The 17,830-nt window shown below is 76.4% G+C and carries 17 protein-coding genes; 3 read left to right on the top strand and 14 right to left on the bottom strand.

Going from position 1 to position 17,830, the window contains the following annotated elements; all coding sequences use genetic code 11:
- Window positions 1-5: 5 nt before the first annotated feature.
- Entirely contained in the window at window positions 6-1,187 is a 1,182-nt protein-coding gene (locus ACGFZ2_RS05725) for an ROK family protein (RefSeq protein ID WP_393261544.1), read from the top strand.
- A gap of 120 nt (window positions 1,188-1,307) precedes the next feature.
- Here the strand turns inward: ACGFZ2_RS05725 and ACGFZ2_RS05720 are convergent, their stop codons facing one another.
- The 14 genes from ACGFZ2_RS05720 to ACGFZ2_RS05655 all read right to left on the bottom strand — a co-directional run bounded on the left by ACGFZ2_RS05720 (window position 1,308) and on the right by ACGFZ2_RS05655 (window position 15,571).
- Window positions 1,308-2,885 (bottom strand): Na+/H+ antiporter, encoded by a 1,578-nt coding sequence (locus ACGFZ2_RS05720; RefSeq protein ID WP_393261546.1) that lies wholly within the window; start codon window positions 2,883-2,885, stop codon window positions 1,308-1,310.
- 235 nt (window positions 2,886-3,120) lie between these two features.
- Window positions 3,121-4,893 (bottom strand): ABC transporter ATP-binding protein, encoded by a 1,773-nt coding sequence (locus ACGFZ2_RS05715; protein ID WP_393450575.1) that lies wholly within the window; start codon window positions 4,891-4,893, stop codon window positions 3,121-3,123.
- The gene (locus tag ACGFZ2_RS05710; protein ID WP_393450572.1) at window positions 4,893-6,593 is read right to left on the bottom strand and encodes an ABC transporter transmembrane domain-containing protein; all 1,701 of its coding nucleotides are present in this window, start codon (window positions 6,591-6,593) and stop codon (window positions 4,893-4,895) included. Before ACGFZ2_RS05710 ends, ACGFZ2_RS05715 begins: the two co-directional genes overlap by 1 nt.
- 123 nt (window positions 6,594-6,716) lie before the next feature.
- Complete coding sequence (locus ACGFZ2_RS05705) at window positions 6,717-6,971, bottom strand: hypothetical protein (RefSeq protein WP_393261555.1); 255 nt, start codon at window positions 6,969-6,971, stop codon at window positions 6,717-6,719.
- A gap of 18 nt (window positions 6,972-6,989) precedes the next feature.
- Window positions 6,990-8,036, bottom strand: a complete 1,047-nt coding sequence (gene tsaD / locus ACGFZ2_RS05700) for a tRNA (adenosine(37)-N6)-threonylcarbamoyltransferase complex transferase subunit TsaD (protein WP_393450569.1) — start codon at window positions 8,034-8,036, stop codon at window positions 6,990-6,992.
- Window positions 8,029-8,493 (bottom strand): ribosomal protein S18-alanine N-acetyltransferase, encoded by a 465-nt coding sequence (gene rimI, locus ACGFZ2_RS05695; RefSeq protein WP_393450566.1) that lies wholly within the window; start codon window positions 8,491-8,493, stop codon window positions 8,029-8,031. The genes tsaD and rimI overlap by 8 nt, the downstream gene beginning before the upstream one ends.
- Window positions 8,490-9,167: a tRNA (adenosine(37)-N6)-threonylcarbamoyltransferase complex dimerization subunit type 1 TsaB gene (tsaB, locus tag ACGFZ2_RS05690; protein WP_393450563.1), complete on the bottom strand. Its 678-nt coding sequence runs from the start codon at window positions 9,165-9,167 to the stop codon at window positions 8,490-8,492. Before tsaB ends, rimI begins: the two co-directional genes overlap by 4 nt.
- Before the next feature lie 46 nt (window positions 9,168-9,213).
- Window positions 9,214-10,065: a maleylpyruvate isomerase family mycothiol-dependent enzyme gene (locus tag ACGFZ2_RS05685; protein ID WP_393450560.1), complete on the bottom strand. Its 852-nt coding sequence runs from the start codon at window positions 10,063-10,065 to the stop codon at window positions 9,214-9,216.
- Between the two features lie 86 nt (window positions 10,066-10,151).
- Window positions 10,152-10,853, bottom strand: a complete 702-nt coding sequence (gene ung, locus ACGFZ2_RS05680; protein WP_393450558.1) for a uracil-DNA glycosylase — start codon at window positions 10,851-10,853, stop codon at window positions 10,152-10,154.
- A 60-nt stretch (window positions 10,854-10,913) separates the two neighbouring features.
- Window positions 10,914-11,396, bottom strand: a complete 483-nt coding sequence (gene tsaE, locus ACGFZ2_RS05675) for a tRNA (adenosine(37)-N6)-threonylcarbamoyltransferase complex ATPase subunit type 1 TsaE (RefSeq protein WP_393261568.1) — start codon at window positions 11,394-11,396, stop codon at window positions 10,914-10,916.
- The gene (locus tag ACGFZ2_RS05670) at window positions 11,393-12,484 is read right to left on the bottom strand and encodes an alpha/beta fold hydrolase (protein WP_393450555.1); all 1,092 of its coding nucleotides are present in this window, start codon (window positions 12,482-12,484) and stop codon (window positions 11,393-11,395) included. The genes tsaE and ACGFZ2_RS05670 overlap by 4 nt, the downstream gene beginning before the upstream one ends.
- On the bottom strand, window positions 12,481-13,599 hold the full coding sequence (gene alr, locus ACGFZ2_RS05665) for an alanine racemase (RefSeq protein WP_393450552.1): 1,119 nt from the start codon (window positions 13,597-13,599) through the stop codon (window positions 12,481-12,483). Before alr ends, ACGFZ2_RS05670 begins: the two co-directional genes overlap by 4 nt.
- A gap of 83 nt (window positions 13,600-13,682) precedes the next feature.
- On the bottom strand, window positions 13,683-15,152 hold the full coding sequence (locus ACGFZ2_RS05660; RefSeq protein WP_393450549.1) for an NAD(P)H-hydrate dehydratase: 1,470 nt from the start codon (window positions 15,150-15,152) through the stop codon (window positions 13,683-13,685).
- A gap of 50 nt (window positions 15,153-15,202) precedes the next feature.
- Window positions 15,203-15,571, bottom strand: coding sequence for a holo-ACP synthase (locus ACGFZ2_RS05655; protein WP_350704088.1), 369 nt, complete (start codon window positions 15,569-15,571; stop codon window positions 15,203-15,205).
- 174 nt (window positions 15,572-15,745) lie between these two features.
- On the opposite strand from ACGFZ2_RS05655, the gene ACGFZ2_RS05650 reads away from it, so the two are divergent.
- Window positions 15,746-16,042 carry a hypothetical protein gene (locus ACGFZ2_RS05650; RefSeq protein WP_393450546.1) on the top strand — a complete coding sequence of 99 codons (297 nt, stop codon included), beginning with the start codon at window positions 15,746-15,748 and terminating at the stop codon, window positions 16,040-16,042.
- 134 nt (window positions 16,043-16,176) lie between these two features.
- Window positions 16,177-17,760, top strand: a complete 1,584-nt coding sequence (locus ACGFZ2_RS05645) for an alpha/beta hydrolase (protein WP_393450543.1) — start codon at window positions 16,177-16,179, stop codon at window positions 17,758-17,760.
- Window positions 17,761-17,830 lie beyond the last annotated feature (70 nt).

Genomic DNA, 17,830 nt, shown 5'->3' with positions numbered 1-17,830 from the left:
CAGCGATGCGCGCAGGCCCCAGCCAGGACGAGATCCGCCGGCAGAACCTGGGCGCGTTGCTGCGGTACGTGCACGTGCACGGGGCGACCACCCGTGCGGAACTCACCACCACGCTCGGGCTCAACCGCAGCACCATCGGTGCGCTGACCGCCGACCTGGCCGGTGCCGGGCTGGTCAGCGAGGGGGCGCCGAAGGAGACCGGCCGGGCCGGGCGACCGTCGCTGGTCGTCCGGCCCGAGTCGGAGCGGGTGCACGCGTACGCGTACAGCATCGAGGTGGACCGGCTGCGGGCGGCGCGGGTCGGCCTCGGCGGCGCGGTGCTCGACCGCCGGGAGCTGGCCCGCCCCCGGGGTCTGACCGCCGCGGAGGCCGCCCCGCTGCTGGCCGGCGCGGTCAAGGAGATGCAGCAGACGGTGCCGGCGGACTCGGTCTGCGTCGGCGCGGGCGTCGCGGTCTGCGGCATGGTCCGCCGCGACGACGGCCTGGTCCGGCTGGGACCGACCACCGGCTGGGTGGACGAGCCGATCGGCGCGGCGCTCGCCGCCGAGCTGGGCTGCGAGGTGCCGGTCACGGTCGGCAACGTGGCCGACGTGGCGGCGTTCGCCGAGCACGCGCGCGGCGTGGCGGCCGGCTGCGACAACGTCATCTACCTGTACGGGGACGTGGGCGTGGGCGCCGGCATCATCGCCGGCGGGCGGCGGCTGACCGGGCACGGCGGCTACAGCGGCGAGGTCGGACACATGGTGGTCGTCCGCGACGGCCCGCCCTGCGAGTGCGGCTCGCGAGGCTGCTGGGAGACCCAGATCGGCGAGCACGGGCTGCTCCGCGCGGCCGGACGCACCGACGCGCGGGGCCGGGACGCGCTGCTGGCCGTCTTCGACGCCGCCGACCGCGGTGACGCCCGGGCGCAGACGGCGGTCCGCCAGGCCGGCGACTGGCTCGGTTTCGGGGTGGCCAACCTGGTCAACATCTTCAACCCGGAGATGGTCATCTTCGGCGGCACGATGCGGGACCTCTACCTCGCCGCCGCCGCCCAGGTGCGCAGCCGGCTCAACTCGATCGCCCTGCCGGCCTGCCTGGAGCACGTCCGGCTGCGCACCCCGAAGCTGGGCGACGACGCGGCGCTGATCGGCGCCGCCGAGCTGGCCTTCGAACGGCTGCTCGCCGACCCGCTCGACGTCGGCTGACCGGTCGGCCGGCCGCCGGCACGCCCAGGGTCACGCCAGGCCGGGAAGACGCAGCGTCACCAGGAAGGCCGAGGACCGGTTCCGTGAACTGATGGGATGCCCGGTCCGTACCACTGCCCGCTACTCGTTCGGCTCCGGTCCCAGCAGCCGGATCTCCTCGATGTCGAGGACGGCCTGCACGTCCCGGAGCACGATGTCGTCGATCTGGTTCGTGTCCCGCAACCTGGTGATCTCGCGGCGCTTGTGTTCCAGTACGGCGAGCCGCAGCCGCCGGTCGAGGTCCCGGGCCTGCTCCGCCGACCGGCCCCGGTCGGCGGAGCGGACGTCGTCGAGGTGCTGCTCGTAGTCGGCCCTGATCCGGTCGACCGCGTCCGGCCCGGCGCCGAGCCGGTCGGCGACCTCGGGCAGCGCCGCCAGGGCGGCCTCGGTGGCCCGCGTCCGGGCCAGGCGCCGTTCGTCGACGCGCCGGGTGTCGCCGACCAGGCCCGCCCACCCGACGACGGCCGGCAGCGTGGTGCCCTGGATCAGCATCGTCGTCAGGATGACGACGGCGGTCGTGAAGATGATCAGGTCACGCCCGTGGACGGGCGTGCCGGTGGGGGTCGTCACCGGCACCGCGAGGGCCGCCGCGAGGGACACCGCGCCCCGGAACCCCGCCCACCCGGCCGCCGTACGCACCCGCCAGTCGACCTGCTCGCCCGCCAGCGACGGGCGGCGGTTGGCGGCCCGGAAACCGAACGCCGCCAGGTGGATCCAGAGCATCCGCGTCGCCACGACGACGCAGGTCACCACGACCGCGATGGCCAGCGCCCGCGCCGTCGACAGGCTGGTGAGGCCGCGCAGCGCGCGCGGGATCTGCATCCCGAGGAGCACGAAGAGCCCCCCGTTGACCAGGAACGTGGCGAGGTCCCAGAAGGCGTACGCCAGCACTCGGGACCGGGCCCGGACGACCCGGGGGGCCGCGTAGGAGAGCACGAGGCCGGCGACCACCACGGCCAGCACCCCGCTGGCGTGGACGAGTTCGGCGAGGAGGAACGCGACGAACGGCGTGAGAACGCTCAGCGCGCCCTCGCGCAGCGGATCGTCGAGGCGTCGCCGGACGACGATCACCGCCCAGCCGACCAGCAGGCCGGCGACGACGCCCCCGGCCGACGCGCCGACGAACCGCTCGGCCAGCCCGAGCGCGCTCGGCTCGGTGCCCCCGACGATCAGGCCCACCGCGACGGTGAAGAGCACCAGCGCGGTGCCGTCGTTGATCAGGCTCTCCGCGTGCAGGGTGGTGAGGATGCGGCGCGGCATCCGCTTGGCCAGGCCGGAGACCGCCGCGGCGTCGGTAGGCGCGAGCACCGCGCCGAGCACCCAGGCCGCGGCCGGGTCGATGCCGAGCCGCTGCGCGACGAGCGACACGGCGACCATCGTCGCCGCCACCAGCCCCACCGCCAGCAGCGTGATCGCCAGCAGGTTGGTGCGGATCTCGCGCAGGCTGGTGGTGATGCTCTCCCGGTAGAGGATCGCCGGCAGGAACAGCAGCAGCACCACCTCGGGCTCCAGCACCACGTGCGACAGCGGCGGCAGGAGCGCCAACAGCGCGCCCGCCGTGATGAGCAGGACCGGGGGCGCCACGCTGTACCGCCCGCCGAGGGTGGTGCCGACCAGCACCGTGACGCCCAGCACCACGATGAGTTCGAGACCGCCCACGTCGCTCCCCCGTCACCCGCCGGCCGCGCCGCAGTGGCGGGCGCGCGGTCGCCTGCCATTGGCAACATCGTGGTACGGCACGCGGACGCGGCACGGCCGAACCGTCGAACGGGTGACGGACGGCGATGTCAGGAGCGGGTGGCGGACGGCGACGTCAAGACCGCGTGACCGGACGGCGACGTCGGGAGCGGGTGGCGGGCGGCGCGACGTCAGGGCCGGTGGCGGCCGGTCGGCGTCAGGAGCGGGTGCCGTGCCAGGAGCGCCAGAGGGCCGCGTAGGAACCGCCTGCGGCGACCAGCTCGTCGTGCGGGCCGATCTCGATGATCCGGCCGTCCTCGACCACCGCGACCCGGTCGGCGTCGTGCGCCGAGAAGAGGCGGTGCGCGATGGCGATCACCGTCCGGCCCTGGAGCACGGCCGCGAGGGAGCGCTCCAGATGCCGGGCGGCCCGGGGGTCGATCAGCGAGGTGGCCTCGTCCAGCACCAGCGTGTGCGGGTCGGCCAGCACCAGCCGGGCCAGCGCCAACTGCTGCGCCTGCGCGGGCGACAGCGGGTGCCCACCGGCCCCGACCACCGTGTCGAGCCCGTCCGGCAGCGCGTCGGCCCAGTCCAGCGCGTCGACGGCGGCCAGCGCCGACCGGACGGCCGCCTCGTCGGCGCCCGGCCGGACCATCGCCACGTTGTCCCGCAGCGTGCCGATGAAGACGTGGTGCTCCTGGGTGACCAGCGCGACGTGCGTCCGCAGTTCGGCCAGGGGCAGCTCGTCGAGCCGACGTCCCGCCACGGTGACCGAGCCGGAACGGGGCGCGTGCACCCCGGCGAGCAGCCGGCCGAGGGTGGACTTTCCGGCGCCCGAGGGGCCGACCATCGCCAGCTTCTCCCCCGGCTCCGGCACCAGGGTCACCCCGTGCAGCACGTCCCGCCCCGTCCGGTACGCGTACCGGACGTCCCGGGCGGCGAGCCGCCGGTCGCCCGTCGGCACGTTGACGCCGGCTCGCGTCGACGACCCGGCCGGGGACGTGGTCGGGGCGTCGGCGTCGGCCACCCCGAGCAGGCGCGCCAGCGAGGCGCCGCCGACCTGCAGCTCGTCCAGCCAGGAGAGCAGCCGGTCGACCGGGTCGATCAGTTGTTGAACGTAGAGCGTGGCGGCGGTGACCTCGCCGAGGCTCACCCAACCCTTCAGGTGGAACCAGCCGCCGATGATCAGCGTGGCGACCACCGGCACCACGTAGCCGATCTCGGTGACCGGGAAGAACACCGTGCGCAGCCGCAGGGTGTAGCGCTCGGCCGCGTACGACCGGCGGATGTCGGCGTCGGTGCGGGCCCGGCGGCGCGCCTCCTGCCGCAACGCCTCGGTGGTGCGCGAGCCCTCGACGGTCTCGCTGATCCCGTCGGTGATGTCGGAGTAGGCGGCGTTCTCCCGCAGGTAGCCGTCCGGGGCGCGGCGCAGGTACCACCGGGTGCCGGCCCACAGCAGCGGCACCGCGACCAGGCAGGGCACCGCGAGCAGCGGGTTGACCAGGAGCAGCGCGCCGACGATGAAGCAGCCGGTGACGACCGCGATCAGCGTCTCGGGCACCGCGAACCGGACCGTCCGGGACAGCGCGGAGACGTCCCGGGACGTCCGGGTGAGCAGGTCGCCCGTCCCCGCCCGCTCCACGGTGGCCAGCGGCAGCGCCAGGATCCGGTCGACGAACTCCTCGCGCAGCTCGGCCAGCACCCGCTCGCCGAGCCGCGCCGACGCCAGGTGGGCGAACCGCACCAGCACCGACTGCGCCACCACGAAGCCGGCGATCAGCAGCGCGATCCGGTCGACGGTGACGCCCGTCGTGCCCCGGGAGATCCCCTCGACCAGGTCGCCGAGCAGCCACGGCGCGACCAGGCCGGCCGCCGCGGCCAGCGCGTGCAGGCCGAGCGCCACGCCGAGCGCGCGCGGGTGCCGGCGCACCAGCGCACGGGCGTAGCGGCGCACCTGGCGCGCGTCGGCGACCGGCAGTGCGGTGGCCATCAGTCCTCCCCCCGGCTGACCGTCGCCCGGTAGCGCGGTTCGCCGTCGAGCAGTGCGGTGTGCGCCCCCTCGGCCACCACCTTGCCGTCCTCCACGAAGATCACATGGTCGGCGCGGCTCAGCACGAGCGGGCTGGTGGTGCAGACCAGGGTGGTCCGGCCGGCCCGGGCCGCGCCGAGCCGCTCGGCGATGCGGGCCTCGGTGTGCGCGTCCACGGCGCTGGTCGGCTCGACCAGCAGCAGGGTCTCCGGGTCGGCGACGAGCGCCCGGGCCAGCCGCAGCCGCTGCTGCTGGCCGCCGGAGAACTCCCGCCCCCGCTCGGCCACGGCGCTGGCCAGCCCGTCGGGCAGGGCCTCCACGATGTCCGTCGCGCTCGCCGCCGCCAGCGCCGCCGCGATCGCCGCCTCGTCGGCCCGGTCGTGCGGGTCCAGCTCCGCGCGCAGCGGGCCGGTGAACAGGTGCGCGTTGTTGTCGGCCACCAGGATCCGCTCCCGCACCGTCGCCAGCGGCAGCGCCCGCAGCGGTACGCCGTGCAGCATCGCGTCCGAGTCGACGTACCGGCCGAGGCGGTCCACGATCGCCGCCGCGTCCTCGGGCGCGGTCGCGGCGAGCGCGGTGAACCGGCCGGCCCGCAGGGTCACGCCCGACTCCACGTCGACCAACTCACCGGGGCCGTCGGGCAGCGCCGCCGGGCGGGGCGGGTCCACCAGCTCCGGGTCGAGCCGCAGCAGCCGCACCACGCGCCGGGCGGCGACGTGCCCCCGGGTCAGCTTGTCCACCGCCTCGGTGAGCTGCCGCAGCGGGCTGACCAGGAACGCGGTGTAGCCGTAGAACGCCACGAGCTGGCCGGCGCTGATCTCGCCACGCAGCGCGAACCGGGCGCCGAGCCAGGTGACCAGCACCAGAAACGCGCCGGGAAGCAGCACCTGCGCCGCCTCCAGCAGCGACTCGACCCGGGCCACCCGGAGGCCGTCGGCGCGCAGCGCCTGGGACCGCGCGCGGTAGCGGGCGGAGAGCATCGGCTCGCCGCCGACGCCACGCAGCACCCGCAGCCCGGAGACGATGTCGCCGGCCCGGGTGGTCAGCGCCCCCTCGGAGTCCCGGTAGGCCTGCTGCTGCCGGTGCAGGGGCCGGATGAGCAGCCCGACCACCGCCATCAGCAGCGGCACGCCGAGCACCACGACCAGCCCGAGCGGCAGGGAGGCGCCGAGCAGGATCACCCCGACGGTCACGATCGCGACGACGGCGCCGGTGCCCCGGGCGGTGATGTCGATCGCCGAGCCGATCTGGTTGATGTCGGCCGTGCCGATGCTCACCACCTCGCCGGCGGCCACCCGGCGCGGCAGCGCGGCGCCGAGCCGGTTCGCCGCGCCCACGGTCAACTGCACCGTCCGGTACGCCCCGGCGAGGAAGTTGTGCACCGCGCAGCGGTGCCGCAGGATCCCCGCGACCGCCTGGAGCACGCCCAGGCCCAGCAGCACCAGCCCCCAGGTGAGCAGCGCGTCCTCGTCCCCGCGGGTGAGCCCGTCGACGGCCCGGCCGACGGCCGCCGGCACCAGCGCCTGGGCGACCATCCAGACGACGCCGAGCAGGATGCCGACGGTGAACAGCACCTTGTGCCGCCCGGCCAGCCACACCAGGTAGCGGGTCGCCGAGCGGGTGTCGGGTACGCCGGGGTCACCGGCCGGTGAGAAACGCATGACCCACCGACGCTAGGCGGGCCACGGGCAGCGCCGCCAACCAATTACCGCTGCGACGTGCTTCGGCTCACGTCGAAGGGCGGCGGCGCGCCCCGATCCACGTCGGACGGCGGCGCCCGCCGGTCAGCGGTCGACCTGGGTGAAGTCCCACGAGTGTGCCGGGCGGGCGAGCAGCATCGCCGGCGGCTCCGGCAGCGGGCGGGGATTGCTGCGCCACTTGGAGATGACCACCACCCGGTGGTCCGTGGAGGAGAACACCTCGCTGGACAGGTGCATCGGGTCGTGCTCGAACTCCGGCAGCGCCGTGTCGCACACCCAGGTGATCAGGTCGGCGACGCCGTACGGCTCGGCCCGCGCCTCCCACATCCGCACGATCACGTCATCCGTCCCCGAGTTTCAGACGCTGACGGTGGTCAGCGGCATGGCCGAGTCGGCGGGCAGGTCCAGCCGGCTCGGCGCGACACCCGAGGCGACCAGGTGCGAGCCGAGGGCGGCGACCATCGCGCCGTTGTCCGTGCAGAGCTTCGGTCGAGGCACCCGGACCCGGATGCCGTCCTTGGCGGCGCGGTGCTCGGCCATCGCCCGCAGCCGCGAGTTGGCCGCCACGCCGCCGCCGATCACCAGCGTCTCGACGCCGTTGGCCCGGCAGGCGTCCAGCGCCTTGCGCACCAGCACGTCACAGACCGCCTCCTGGAAGGACGCGGCCACGTCGGCGACCGGCACCGGCTCGCCCGCCCGCTGCCGCGCCTCGACCCAGCGGGCCACCGCCGTCTTCAGTCCCGAGAAGGAGAAGTCGTAGCGGTGGGCGGCGAGGTCCTTGGCGGCGGTCAGGCCGCGCGGGAAGCCGATGGACGCCGGGTCGCCGGCCCGCGCCTCCCGGTCGATGTACGGCCCGCCGGGGAACGGCAGGCCCAGCAGCCGGGCCACCTTGTCGAACGCCTCGCCGGCCGCGTCGTCGATGGTGGCGCCGAGCGGGGTGACGCCCCGCGCCAGGTCGTCGACGAGGAGCAGGGAGGAGTGCCCGCCGGAGACCAGCAGGGCGATCGCCGGCTCGGGCAGCGGGCCGTGCTCCAGGGTGTCCACGGCGACGTGCGCGGCCAGGTGGTTGACGCCGTAGACCGGCTTCTCGGCGGCGAGCGCGTAGCCCTTGGCGGCGGCCACCCCGACCAGCAGCGCGCCGGCCAGCCCCGGGCCGGAGGTGACCGCGATCGCGTCGATGTCGGCGAGGGTCACCCCCGCCTCCTTCAGCGCCCGGTCCATGGTCGGCACGATGGCCTCCAGGTGCGCCCGGCTGGCCACCTCGGGCACCACCCCGCCGAACCGGGCGTGCTGCTCGACGCTGGAGGCGAGCGCGTCGGCCAGCAGCGTGTGCCCCCGCACGATGCCGACGCCGGTCTCGTCGCAGGACGTCTCGATGCCGAGGACCAGGGGTTCGTCAGTCATCGCCCACCTCCCGGGTGCGCCGCATGACCAGCGCGTCGGTGTTGCTCGGTTGGTAGTAGCCGCGCCGCACGCCGATCGGCTCGAAGCCGTACGCCGCGTAGAGCAGTTGGGCCGGGGCGTTGTCCGCCGCGACCTCCAGCAGGGTGCTGCGGGACCCGAGCCGGGCCGCCTCGGCGAGCAGCGCCTCCAGCAGCAGCCGGCCGACCCCGCGCCGCTGGGCGTCCCGGCGCACCGCGATGTTCTGCACCCACGCCTCGTCGGGCGGGGCCGCGGTGAGCCCGGCGTAGCCCAGCACGGCGCCGTCGTCGTCGGTGGCGACCAGGTAGAAGTGCCCGTTGGCCAGCTCGTTCCAGAACATCGCCGCCGACCACTGCTCGGCGCCGAACAGGTCCGCCTCGATCGGCAGCACCTCGTCGATGTGCCACCACCGGAACCGTTGCAGGCGCACGCCGGTCATGGCAGGACCGGCTTGCGGGCCGTCGCCGCCACGGCGTCCGGCCGGCGCAGGTAGAGCGGGGTGAGCGCCTCGCTGGGGGCGCCGGCCCGGATCCGCTCGGCGGCCAGGGTCGCCAGGACGCCGGCGTCCGGGTAGCGCGGCTCGGCCCGCACGGGCAGGCCGAGGGTGTCCGCGTACCGGTGCGCGCCGTCGCCGACCGCGACCGTGACGGCCAGGCCGCGGGCGCGCTCGGCGGCGACCGCCGGGGCCGACACCTCCGGCCCGACGATCCGCTGGCCCGCGCCGTCGTAGACCGCCCAGTAGATCTCCCGGCGCCGCGCGTCGCTCGCCGCCAGCACCGGCTCGCCGGCGGCCGCCGGGTGGCCGACGGCGTCCAGCGAGCAGACGCCGTACGTCGGCACGCCCAGCACCTGGCCCATGGTGGCGGCGGTGACCAGCCCCACCCGGAGCCCGGTGAACGGGCCGGGGCCGAGCCCGGCGACGATCGCGCCCAGGTCGGCCGGGCGGGCGTCGACGTCGGCGAGCACCGCGTCGACCTGCAGGGCGAGCAGTTCGCCGTGGGCGCGGGCGTCGACCGTGCAGCGGTGCGCCCGGGTCGCGACGCCGTCCGCCGTGACCTCCACCAGCGCCGCCGTCACCGCGGGCGTCGAGCTGTCCACCACCAGTACGAGCACGGTATGCCAGCCTAGCCGGCCCCCTCGTCGGCCCCGGCGACGCGGGTCAGCTCGGGGTACGGAACTTGCGCAGGAAGGCGGGCAGGAGCCAGGGGCGCCGCCCGCTCACGCGCACCTTGCCGGTGAGCACCGCCCGGGCCCGGCTGATCCGGCCGAACATCATCAGGTTGAGCGTGGCGGGGTCGTGGTCGACCACGGCGTCGGGCCGGGCGTCCGGCTCGGCGAACGACACCCGGCCCCGGTGCAGCAGCAGCCGGACCGGGGCCGCGTACGCCGAGCGGAACTCGACCACGACCCGGCGCTCGCTCGGCGGCGGGCCGCCGTCGATCAGCCGCCCGTAGCCGTGCCGGACCACGCCGGCCAGGAACAGCTCCAGGAAGAGCGCGGCGTGCGGGCTGGGCACCTCCCACGGCAGTCCGGTGGCGCGGGCGATGTCGTGGCCATGGATGAGCACCTCGTTGACCAGGTGTGCGCAGAGCCCGGCGAGGGGGACCTGCGCCCCGCCGAGCCACGACACCGTCTCGTCGGGGCGCCGCTCCTCGCAGTCGGCCAGGAACTGCTTCACGTCGGCCTGGAACCGGTCGAGCAGGAACTGCGGGTCGCGCTCGGTGAGGTGGCCGAGCAGCACGTCGTTGAAGCCCGCCACCGTGTCGACGCTGGTCTCGGGGAGCAGCCCGTCGAAGCCCGGCACCGGCGGGAGCGGGCGCTCCGGATCCACCAGGCAGACGTACAACCAGGCGATGGTGCCGACGTGGGCGAGCGTGTCCGCCACCGACCAGTGGGCCGTGGCCATGGCCTGCGGCGGGGCGGCGCGGACCAGATCGACGAAGCGGTCGGTCTGGTCCGCCAGGGCCGTCCGCGCCACCCGCCACCGTTCGTCGCTGACCGTCGCCGTCATCCGCCGCCTCCCGGCTCGCCGACCGCTGGAGGCAACAGGCTACAGCGCACGGTCACCGCCCGGTGACGCGCAGCTTGCGGACTTCGTCAGCCGGCCGAACGTTCCCAGTCGACCGTGGGCAGGCCCGCGTCGGCGAGGGCCTTGTTGGCCGCGCTGAACGGCCGGCTGCCCAGGAAGCCGCGCGGGTTCATCGGGCTGGGGTGCCCGGCCTCCAGCACCACGTGCTGCGGGTTGGTGACCAGCGCGGCCTTCTTGCGCGCGTAGCCGCCCCAGAGCAGGAAGACCACCCGGGAGTCCAGCGCGTCGAGCGCCCGGATGGTGGCGTCGGTGAACTCCTCCCAGCCGCGGTTCGCGTGCGAGCCGGGCGTGGCCTCGCGGACGGTGAGCACCGAGTTGAGCAGCAGGACGCCCTGCGCGGCCCAGCCGCTCAGGTTGCCGCTGCGCGGCTTCGGCACGCCGACGTCCTCGCCGAGCTCCTTGAAGACGTTGCGCAGCGACGGCGGCACGCTCACGCCCTCGCGGACGCTGAAGCTGAGCCCGTGCGCCTGCCCCGCCTTGTGGTAGGGATCCTGCCCGAGGATCAGCACCCGGCAGTCGGCCGGCGCGCAGAGCCGGTAGGCCGAGAAGAGGTCGTCGACCGGCGGGAAGACGGTGCGGGTCGCGTATTCCCCGGCGACGAACGCGGCCAGCTCGGCGGTGCGGGCCGGGTCGAGGAGCGGGGTGAGCACGGCACGCCAGTCCTCCGGCAGCAGCGCCAGCAGGTCCAGGGTGGGGGCGTCGTCGGGCATCGGCAACCTTTCGCCTGTCGAATCCGTCCCGCGCACTCTAGGCAGACGGTACGACAGCGCTCACCCGAGGGCGGCGAGCCGCTGCGCCCAGTCGCCGCCGACCGGCTCCAGCTCGACCACCCGGGTGTCGTCGTCGCGCCGGTCGACGCGCACCCGCAGGTGCGCCTCCACCAGCTGCTCGACCAGGCCCTCGCCCCACTCGACCACGGTCACCGACTCGTCCACCGAGGCGTCCAGGTCGAGGTCGTCGATCTCGGCGCGCGGATCGGCCGCGTCGCCCAGCCGGTACGCGTCGGCGTGCACCAGCGCCACCGTGCCGCCCCGGGCCGGGTCCGGCCGGTGCACCCTGGCGATCACGAAGGTGGGCGAGGTGATGTCGCCGAGCACCCCGAGCCCGGCCCCGATGCCCTGGGTCAACGCGGTCTTGCCGGCGCCCAGCGGCCCGGTGAGCAGCAGCAGGTCGCCGGCGCGCAGCAGCCCGGCCAGCCGCCGCCCGAACCCGTGGGTGTCGTCGACCGTCGGCAGCTCGACGACCTGCGTCACAGCTCCTCCAGGAAGCGCGTCAGTGCCGCGTTGACCTCGTCGGCGTGCTCCAGCATCACCACGTGCCCGCTGTCGGAGATCTTGACGAACTCGGCGTGCGGCAGCCGCCGGACGATCTCCTCCGAGTGGGTCACCGGGGTGATCATGTCCTTGTCGCCGACGACCACCAGCACGGGGGTGCCCGCCAACGCGGCGAGCGCCGGATACCGGGAGTGCGTCGCCAGCGTCCGCAGGTAGCGCGTCACCGTGTCGGCGGACGTGCGCGAGTTCATCGTCTCGACGTACGACACCAGGGCCGGGCTGGGGTGGCGGGTGCCGAAGCCGTACCTGCGGGTGAGCAGCCAGGCCACGTTGGTGGTGGACCTGCGGGCGCGGTCGATCACCGTGCCGCCGTAGCGGGTGACGTTGCCGACCATGTAGAGCACCGGCGCCCCGACCCGGCCGAGCAGGGCCGGCGCCACCAGCTTGGTCTCGGCGAGCAGGCCGCCGGAGGTGGCCATCAGCACGGTGCCCACGACCCGGTCGCCGAACAGCTCCGGGAACAGCTCGGCGAAGGCCATGATGGTCATGCCGCCCATCGAGTGGCCGACGAGCACCAGCGGCCCCTCCGGGGCGACGCGGTCGATCACCTCGCGCAGCGTCCGGCCGAGCGCGGTGAGGTCGTACTCGCCCGTCTCCAGCCGCCCGGACCGGCCGTGCCCCGGCTGGTCGTACGCGACGATCCGGTGCTCACCCCGCTCGGCGAGCAGCTTGCGCTGGAAGTGGAAGGTGCCCATGTCCAGGCAGAAGCCGTGCACCAGCACCACGGTCGGGTTGCCGGGCGTCGGCCGGGTCGGCTCCACCACCTCGACGTGGATGTCGGTGCCGTCGGGCATCTCCAGCCGGAACGCCTCGTCGTACCGCTGCTCGCCGAAGACCTCGTCGGCGTACCGGTCGGTGGGGTCGGACTTGAGCTTGCGGACCAGGGCGCGTTCGGTGGCGACGCCGGCCGCGAGCCCGGCGGCGGCGACGCCGACGGCGGCCAGCGCGCCCACGGCGGCCCGGGCGTGCCCGGAGCGGGGCAGCGGAATCCGGGAACGGGACGTCACGGGCGCTCGCCGTCGTAGACGCGGGGCACCCGGCTGCTGCCGAACCGGGTGACGATCTCGTAGTTGATGGTGCCGGCCGCCTCGGCCCAGTCGTCGGCCGTGGGCTCGCCGTCGGCGCCGCTGCCGAAGAGCGTGGCCACGTCGCCGGCGGCCACCGGGTCGTCGCCGCAGTCGAGCACGAACTGGTCCATGCAGACCCGGCCCGAGATCTGCCGCCGCCGGCCGCCGAGCTGCACCGGTCCGCTGTTGGAGGTGTGCCGGGGCACCCCGTCGGCGTAGCCGAGCGGCACCACGGCCAGGTTCGCCTCCCGCTCGGTGGTGTAGGTGTGCCCGTACGAGACGCCGGAGCCGGCGGGGACGCGCTTGGCGAGCATCACCCGGGCCCGCGCGGTCATCGCCGGGCGCAGCCCGTAGCTCTCGCCGGCCACCGGGGAGAGCCCGTAGACGGCGAGCCCGGGCCGGACCAGGTCGAAGTGCGCGTCCGGTCGGGTCAGCGTGGCGGCGGAGTTGGCCAGGTGCCGGTAGCGGGGCCGCAGGCCGGCCTGCTCGGCCATGCCGATGCCCTCGTGGAAGACGGCGAGCTGGCGGTCGATGGTCGGGTGCCCGGGCGAGTCCGCGTAGACGAAGTGGCTCCACACCCCGACCACCTCGACCAGGCCGTCGGCCTGCGCCTTGGCGGCGGCGTCGAGCAGGGCCGGCCAGTCGGCGACGGTCGCGCCACCCCGGGACAGCCCGGTGTCGATCTTGAGGTGCAGCCGGGCCGGTCGCCCGGCCGCGCGGCCCGCCTCGACCATCTCGTCGAGCTGGGGCAGGCTGGCGGCGCCGAGGTCGACCCCGGCGGCGACCCCCTCGTGCAGCGGCAGCCCGGGCGCGAGGAGCCAGGCCAGCACCGGCACGGTGATCCCGGCCCGGCGCAGCGTCAGCGCCTCGTCCAGCGTGCAGACGCCCAGCCAGTCCGCCCCGGCGTCCAGCGCGGCGCGGGCCGCCGGAACCATGCCGTGGCCGTAGCCGTCGCCCTTGACCACCGCCATCAGCTCGGCGGCGGTGCCGGCCCGCAGCCGGCTCACGTTCTCGCGGATCGCGTCCAGATCCACCCGCACCTCGGCCTGCCACATGCCCCCAGCCTACTTTCCGCGCTGATCTCCCCGGCCCAGGCCGGCGGAGCCGCTGCGGTCGGCCGAGAGCGGAGCCGCTGCGATCAGCCGAGACGGGCGAGGACCGGGCGGAGGGCGTCGGCCACGTCGGGCGCGGTCACCGGCCCGCCCCGGGCCGCCTCCCGACCGGCCAGCCCGTGCAGGTACGCGGCCGAGGCCGCCGCGCGCTCCGGCGCCAGCCCGGCCGCGAGCAGCGAGCCGAGCAGCCCGGCCAGCACGTCGCCGGTGCCCCCGGTGGCCAGCGCCGGGGTGCCGGTCGGGTTGACGTACGCCCGGCCGTCCGGCGTGCCGATCACCGTGCGGTCGCCCTTGAGCAGCACCACGGCGTTCATCCAGGCGGCCAGCCGCAGCGTGGCCGCCACCCGGTCGGCGCCCGGCGTCTCCCCGCAGAGCCGGGTGAACTCGCGGTCGTGCGGGGTGACCACGATCGGGGCGTCCCGCTTGCGCAGCCGGTCGGCGAGCGAGCCGTCCACCAGCAGGGTCAGCGCGTCGGCGTCGAGCACCACGGGCACCGGGGCGGAGAGCACCGCGCGCAGTTCCCGGGCCGCCTCCTCGCCGGTGCCCAGCCCGGAGCCGCAGACCCAGGCCTGCACCCGCCCCGCGTCGGCGACCCGGCCGGCCGCGATCACCGAGGGGTGCCGGTGCAGCACGTCGGCCCGGGCGGAGCCGGCGTAGCGGACCATGCCGGTCGGGCCGGCCAGCGCCCCGGCGACCGAGAGCACCGCCGCGCCGGGGTAGGTGGCCGAGCCGGTGGCCAGGCCCACCACGCCCCGGGTGTACTTCTCCGACGCCGGGCCGAGCCGGGGCCACCAGTCCACGACGTCCGACCACTCGGTCACGCGCAGCGCGGGGCTGCCGCGCAGCCACGGCTCCAGCCCGATGTCGACCAGTTCCACCTGACCGGCGAGCGCGGCGGCCGGGCCCACCACCAACGCGGGCTTCAGCGCGCCGAACGCGACCGTCACGTCGGCGCGGACGGCGCTCGGCCGCCCGGTGGCGGTCAGCGGCACGTCCCCGGTGTCGACGGCGACGCCGCTGGGCACGTCCACCGCGACCACGGTGGCGGGGGCTCCGTCGCGCCCGCAGTGCCGCACCAGGCTGGCGGCGAGCTGGTCGGCGGTGTCCCGGAGCCCGCCCCGCCCGCCGATCCCGACGATGCCGTCCAGCACCATGTCGACCGTCGCCGGCGGCCGGTCCACGATCCTGCCGCCGGCGGCCCGCAGCACGGCCAGCCCCTCGGCGTGCGCCCGGCCGGGACTGAGCAGCAGCGCCGACACGGCCGCACCGCGACGGGCCAGGTGCGCGCCGGCCAGGAGCGTGTCGCCGCCGTTGTCGCCGGAGCCGACGAGCAGCAGCACCCGGGCGGCGTAGACCCCGCCCCGGTCGGCGAGCAGCAGCGCGCAGCGGCGGGCCAGCCCGGCGGCGGCCCGCTTCATCAGCGTCCCGGGGGGAAGGGTGGCCATCAGCGCCGCCTCCGCCGCGCGTACGTCCGCGACCCGCCACACCGGTCTCACGCCACCGCCCCCGTCCGAGCTTCCCGGCGCGCCAGGTCGGCGCGCACCGATCACCGTTCCGCGACCACCATCGCCGAGGCGATCCCGCCGTCGTGGGACAACGAGAGATGCCAGCGGTTGACCCCGCGCTCGGTGGCCGCCGCCGCGACCGTGCCGGAGACGGTCAGCCAGGGGCGGCCGTCCGGGTCCGGCACGATCTCGCAGTCGTGCCAGCTCAGCCCGGCCGGCGCGCCGAGCGCCTTGGCGACCGCCTCCTTGGCCGCGAACCGGGCGGCCAGCGACTCCGGCGAACGCGGGTTGCCGGAGCTGGTGTAGCGCTCGGCCTCCGTGAAGAGCCGGTCGGCGAGCAGCGGCGTCCGCGCCAGGGCCCGGGCGAACCGCTCGACCAGGACGACGTCGATGCCGACAGCGACGATCACGGGCTCACCCTACCGGCGCGGGCGGCCGCACATTAGCCGCCGGCTCGGGGCCGGGCAACGCCTGTGGACGACGGCTGTCCGTCCGCCGGGGCCGTCGTCCACAGGGTGCCTGCGCGGGTGTGGACGCCGCCTAGCGTTCCGGTCGTCGATGTTCCGCGAGGCACGGGGGCGAGGATGACCGAGGAGCCGATCACCGTACGACCCGACGCGCTGCGCCGGGTGGCGAGCGCGCTCGGCGACGACGCGTACCGGCTGGGGCACGGGCTGGCCGGGGTGGCCGGGCTGGTGGTGCCGGCCCCGGAGTGGGCGGCCGGGGCGGCCCTGACCGGGCTGGAGTCGGCCGTGCACGCCTGGTTCGGCGGGCTCGGCGCCCGGGTGGCCGAGACGGCCGGTGCGGTGCGGGCGGCGGCCGAGGCGTACGAGTCGGTGGACGACCGGGCGGCCGGCCGGCTCGCCGCCCTCCCCCGGTGAGCGCGCTGGCACGACCGGCGGCGGGCGGAGCCGGGTCGGCACCACCGGTGGCCGGAGCCGCGCCGGCACCACCCGCAACGGGCCGAGCCGGGCCGTCCGGGCGGCCGGCGCACCCCGCCGAGCGGGCGCCGGCCGTGGGATACCGGCAGCTCTGGGCGGCCGACCCGGGTGCCTGGCGGGCCGCCGGGTCGGCCTGGCGGGGGGTGACCGACCGGGTCGGGCGCCGGGCCGACGAGTTGTCCGCCGGGGCGGCGGCGCTGCGCGCCGACTGGTCGGGCGGCGCTGGCGGGGCCGCCGACGCCCGGCTCGTGGCGCTGCGCACCGAGCTGACCACGGTCTCCCCCGCCCTGATCGAGGCCGACCAGGTGCTGGCCGAGTTCGCGGGTCGGCTGGCGGCGGCGAAGGCCCGGCTCTCCGCCGCGGTGACGCGCGCGGACGGCGCCGGACTGCTGGTCGACCGGCAGGGGCGGGTCGCCGCCGATCCCGCCCGCGCGCCGACCTCCCCACGGTCGGGGCAGGTCGCGGCCGGGGTGGGCGCGGCGATCCGGGAGGCGCTGGCGCTGGCCGGGGCGGCCGACCGGGAGGCGGCCGACCGGCTGGACGCCCTGTCCGCCGCCGCCCGGTCGACGTGGGTCGCCCCGCCGCCACCCGGCCGGCCCCCGCCCGGCGCCACCCCGGCCGCGGTGCGGGCGTGGTGGGCGGGGCTCACCCCCGCGCAGCGGCGGTGGCTGGTGGCGCACGAGGCGGCGCTCGTCGGGCGCCTCGACGGGGTGCCGGTGGCCGCCCGCGACCAGGCCAACCGCCTGCTGCTCGGAGCACGGCGGGAGGAGTTGCTCGCCGCGCGGCGCCGGCTGCTGGAGCGGGTGCCGCGCGGGCCGGTCGAGCTGGCCGGGCTGCTGCGGGTCGAACGGGCACTGGCGGGGCTGGACGCGCTGACCGGGCGCCTGGCCGCCGGCGAGGCGCCCCGGGCGTACCTGCTGGGGCTGGACACCGCCGGCGAGGGCCGCGCGGTCGTGGCGCTGGGCAACCCGGACCGGGCGGCGCGGACGCTGACGTACGTGCCGGGGATGACCGCCGGCCTGGACGACGCGCCCGGCGAGCTGGGCCGGGCGGCGAGGGTGCTGTCCCGCTGCGCCGACCTCGCGCCGGAGGAGGAGACCGCCGCGGTGCTCTGGCTGGACTACGACGCCCCCGACTTCCTGCACGAGGCGGCCTGGCCGGGGCAGGCCCGGGACGCGGGCCCGGCGCTGCACCGGTTCCAGGATGGGCTGCGGGCGACCCACGACGGGCCTCCGGGCCGGCAGACCGTGCTGGGCCACAGCTACGGCTCGCTGGTGGTCGGCACGGCCGCCCGCGACCACGGGCTGGCCGCCGACGCGCTGGTCTTCGTCGGCTCGCCCGGGGTGGGCGTCGCGCACGCCGCCGAGCTGGGCCTGCCACCCGGGCAGGTCTGGGCGAGCACCGCGCCGGACGACGTGATCCGGCTCGCCCGGCCGCCGGACGAGCTGGCCCGGCAGGCCCTGCTCGCCGCGTCGCCGCTCGGTGGGGCCGCCCGGCTGGCCGGCTGGCCGGAACGCGAGCTGTGGTTCGGCCAGGACCCGGCCCACCCGGGCTTCGGCGGGCGCACCTTCCCGAGCGGCCGGCGCGGGCACACCGGCTACTGGGCGGCCGACAACCCGGCGCTGGACGGCATGGCCCGCGTGGTGCTCGGCCGTTGACGTGGCGGCGCCAGGCGAGACCTCGGCGACGAACGGCCCCCGGGCGCGCAGCGGGTCCCCAGGATCCCGG

Origin of the sequence: Micromonospora sp. NPDC048063, assembly GCF_043202855.1 — a bacterium.
Classification (GTDB): Bacteria; Actinomycetota; Actinomycetes; order Mycobacteriales; family Micromonosporaceae; genus Micromonospora.
The sequence above is the reverse complement of the archived record's forward strand: the minus strand, read 5'-3'. Positions and strand labels throughout refer to the sequence as shown.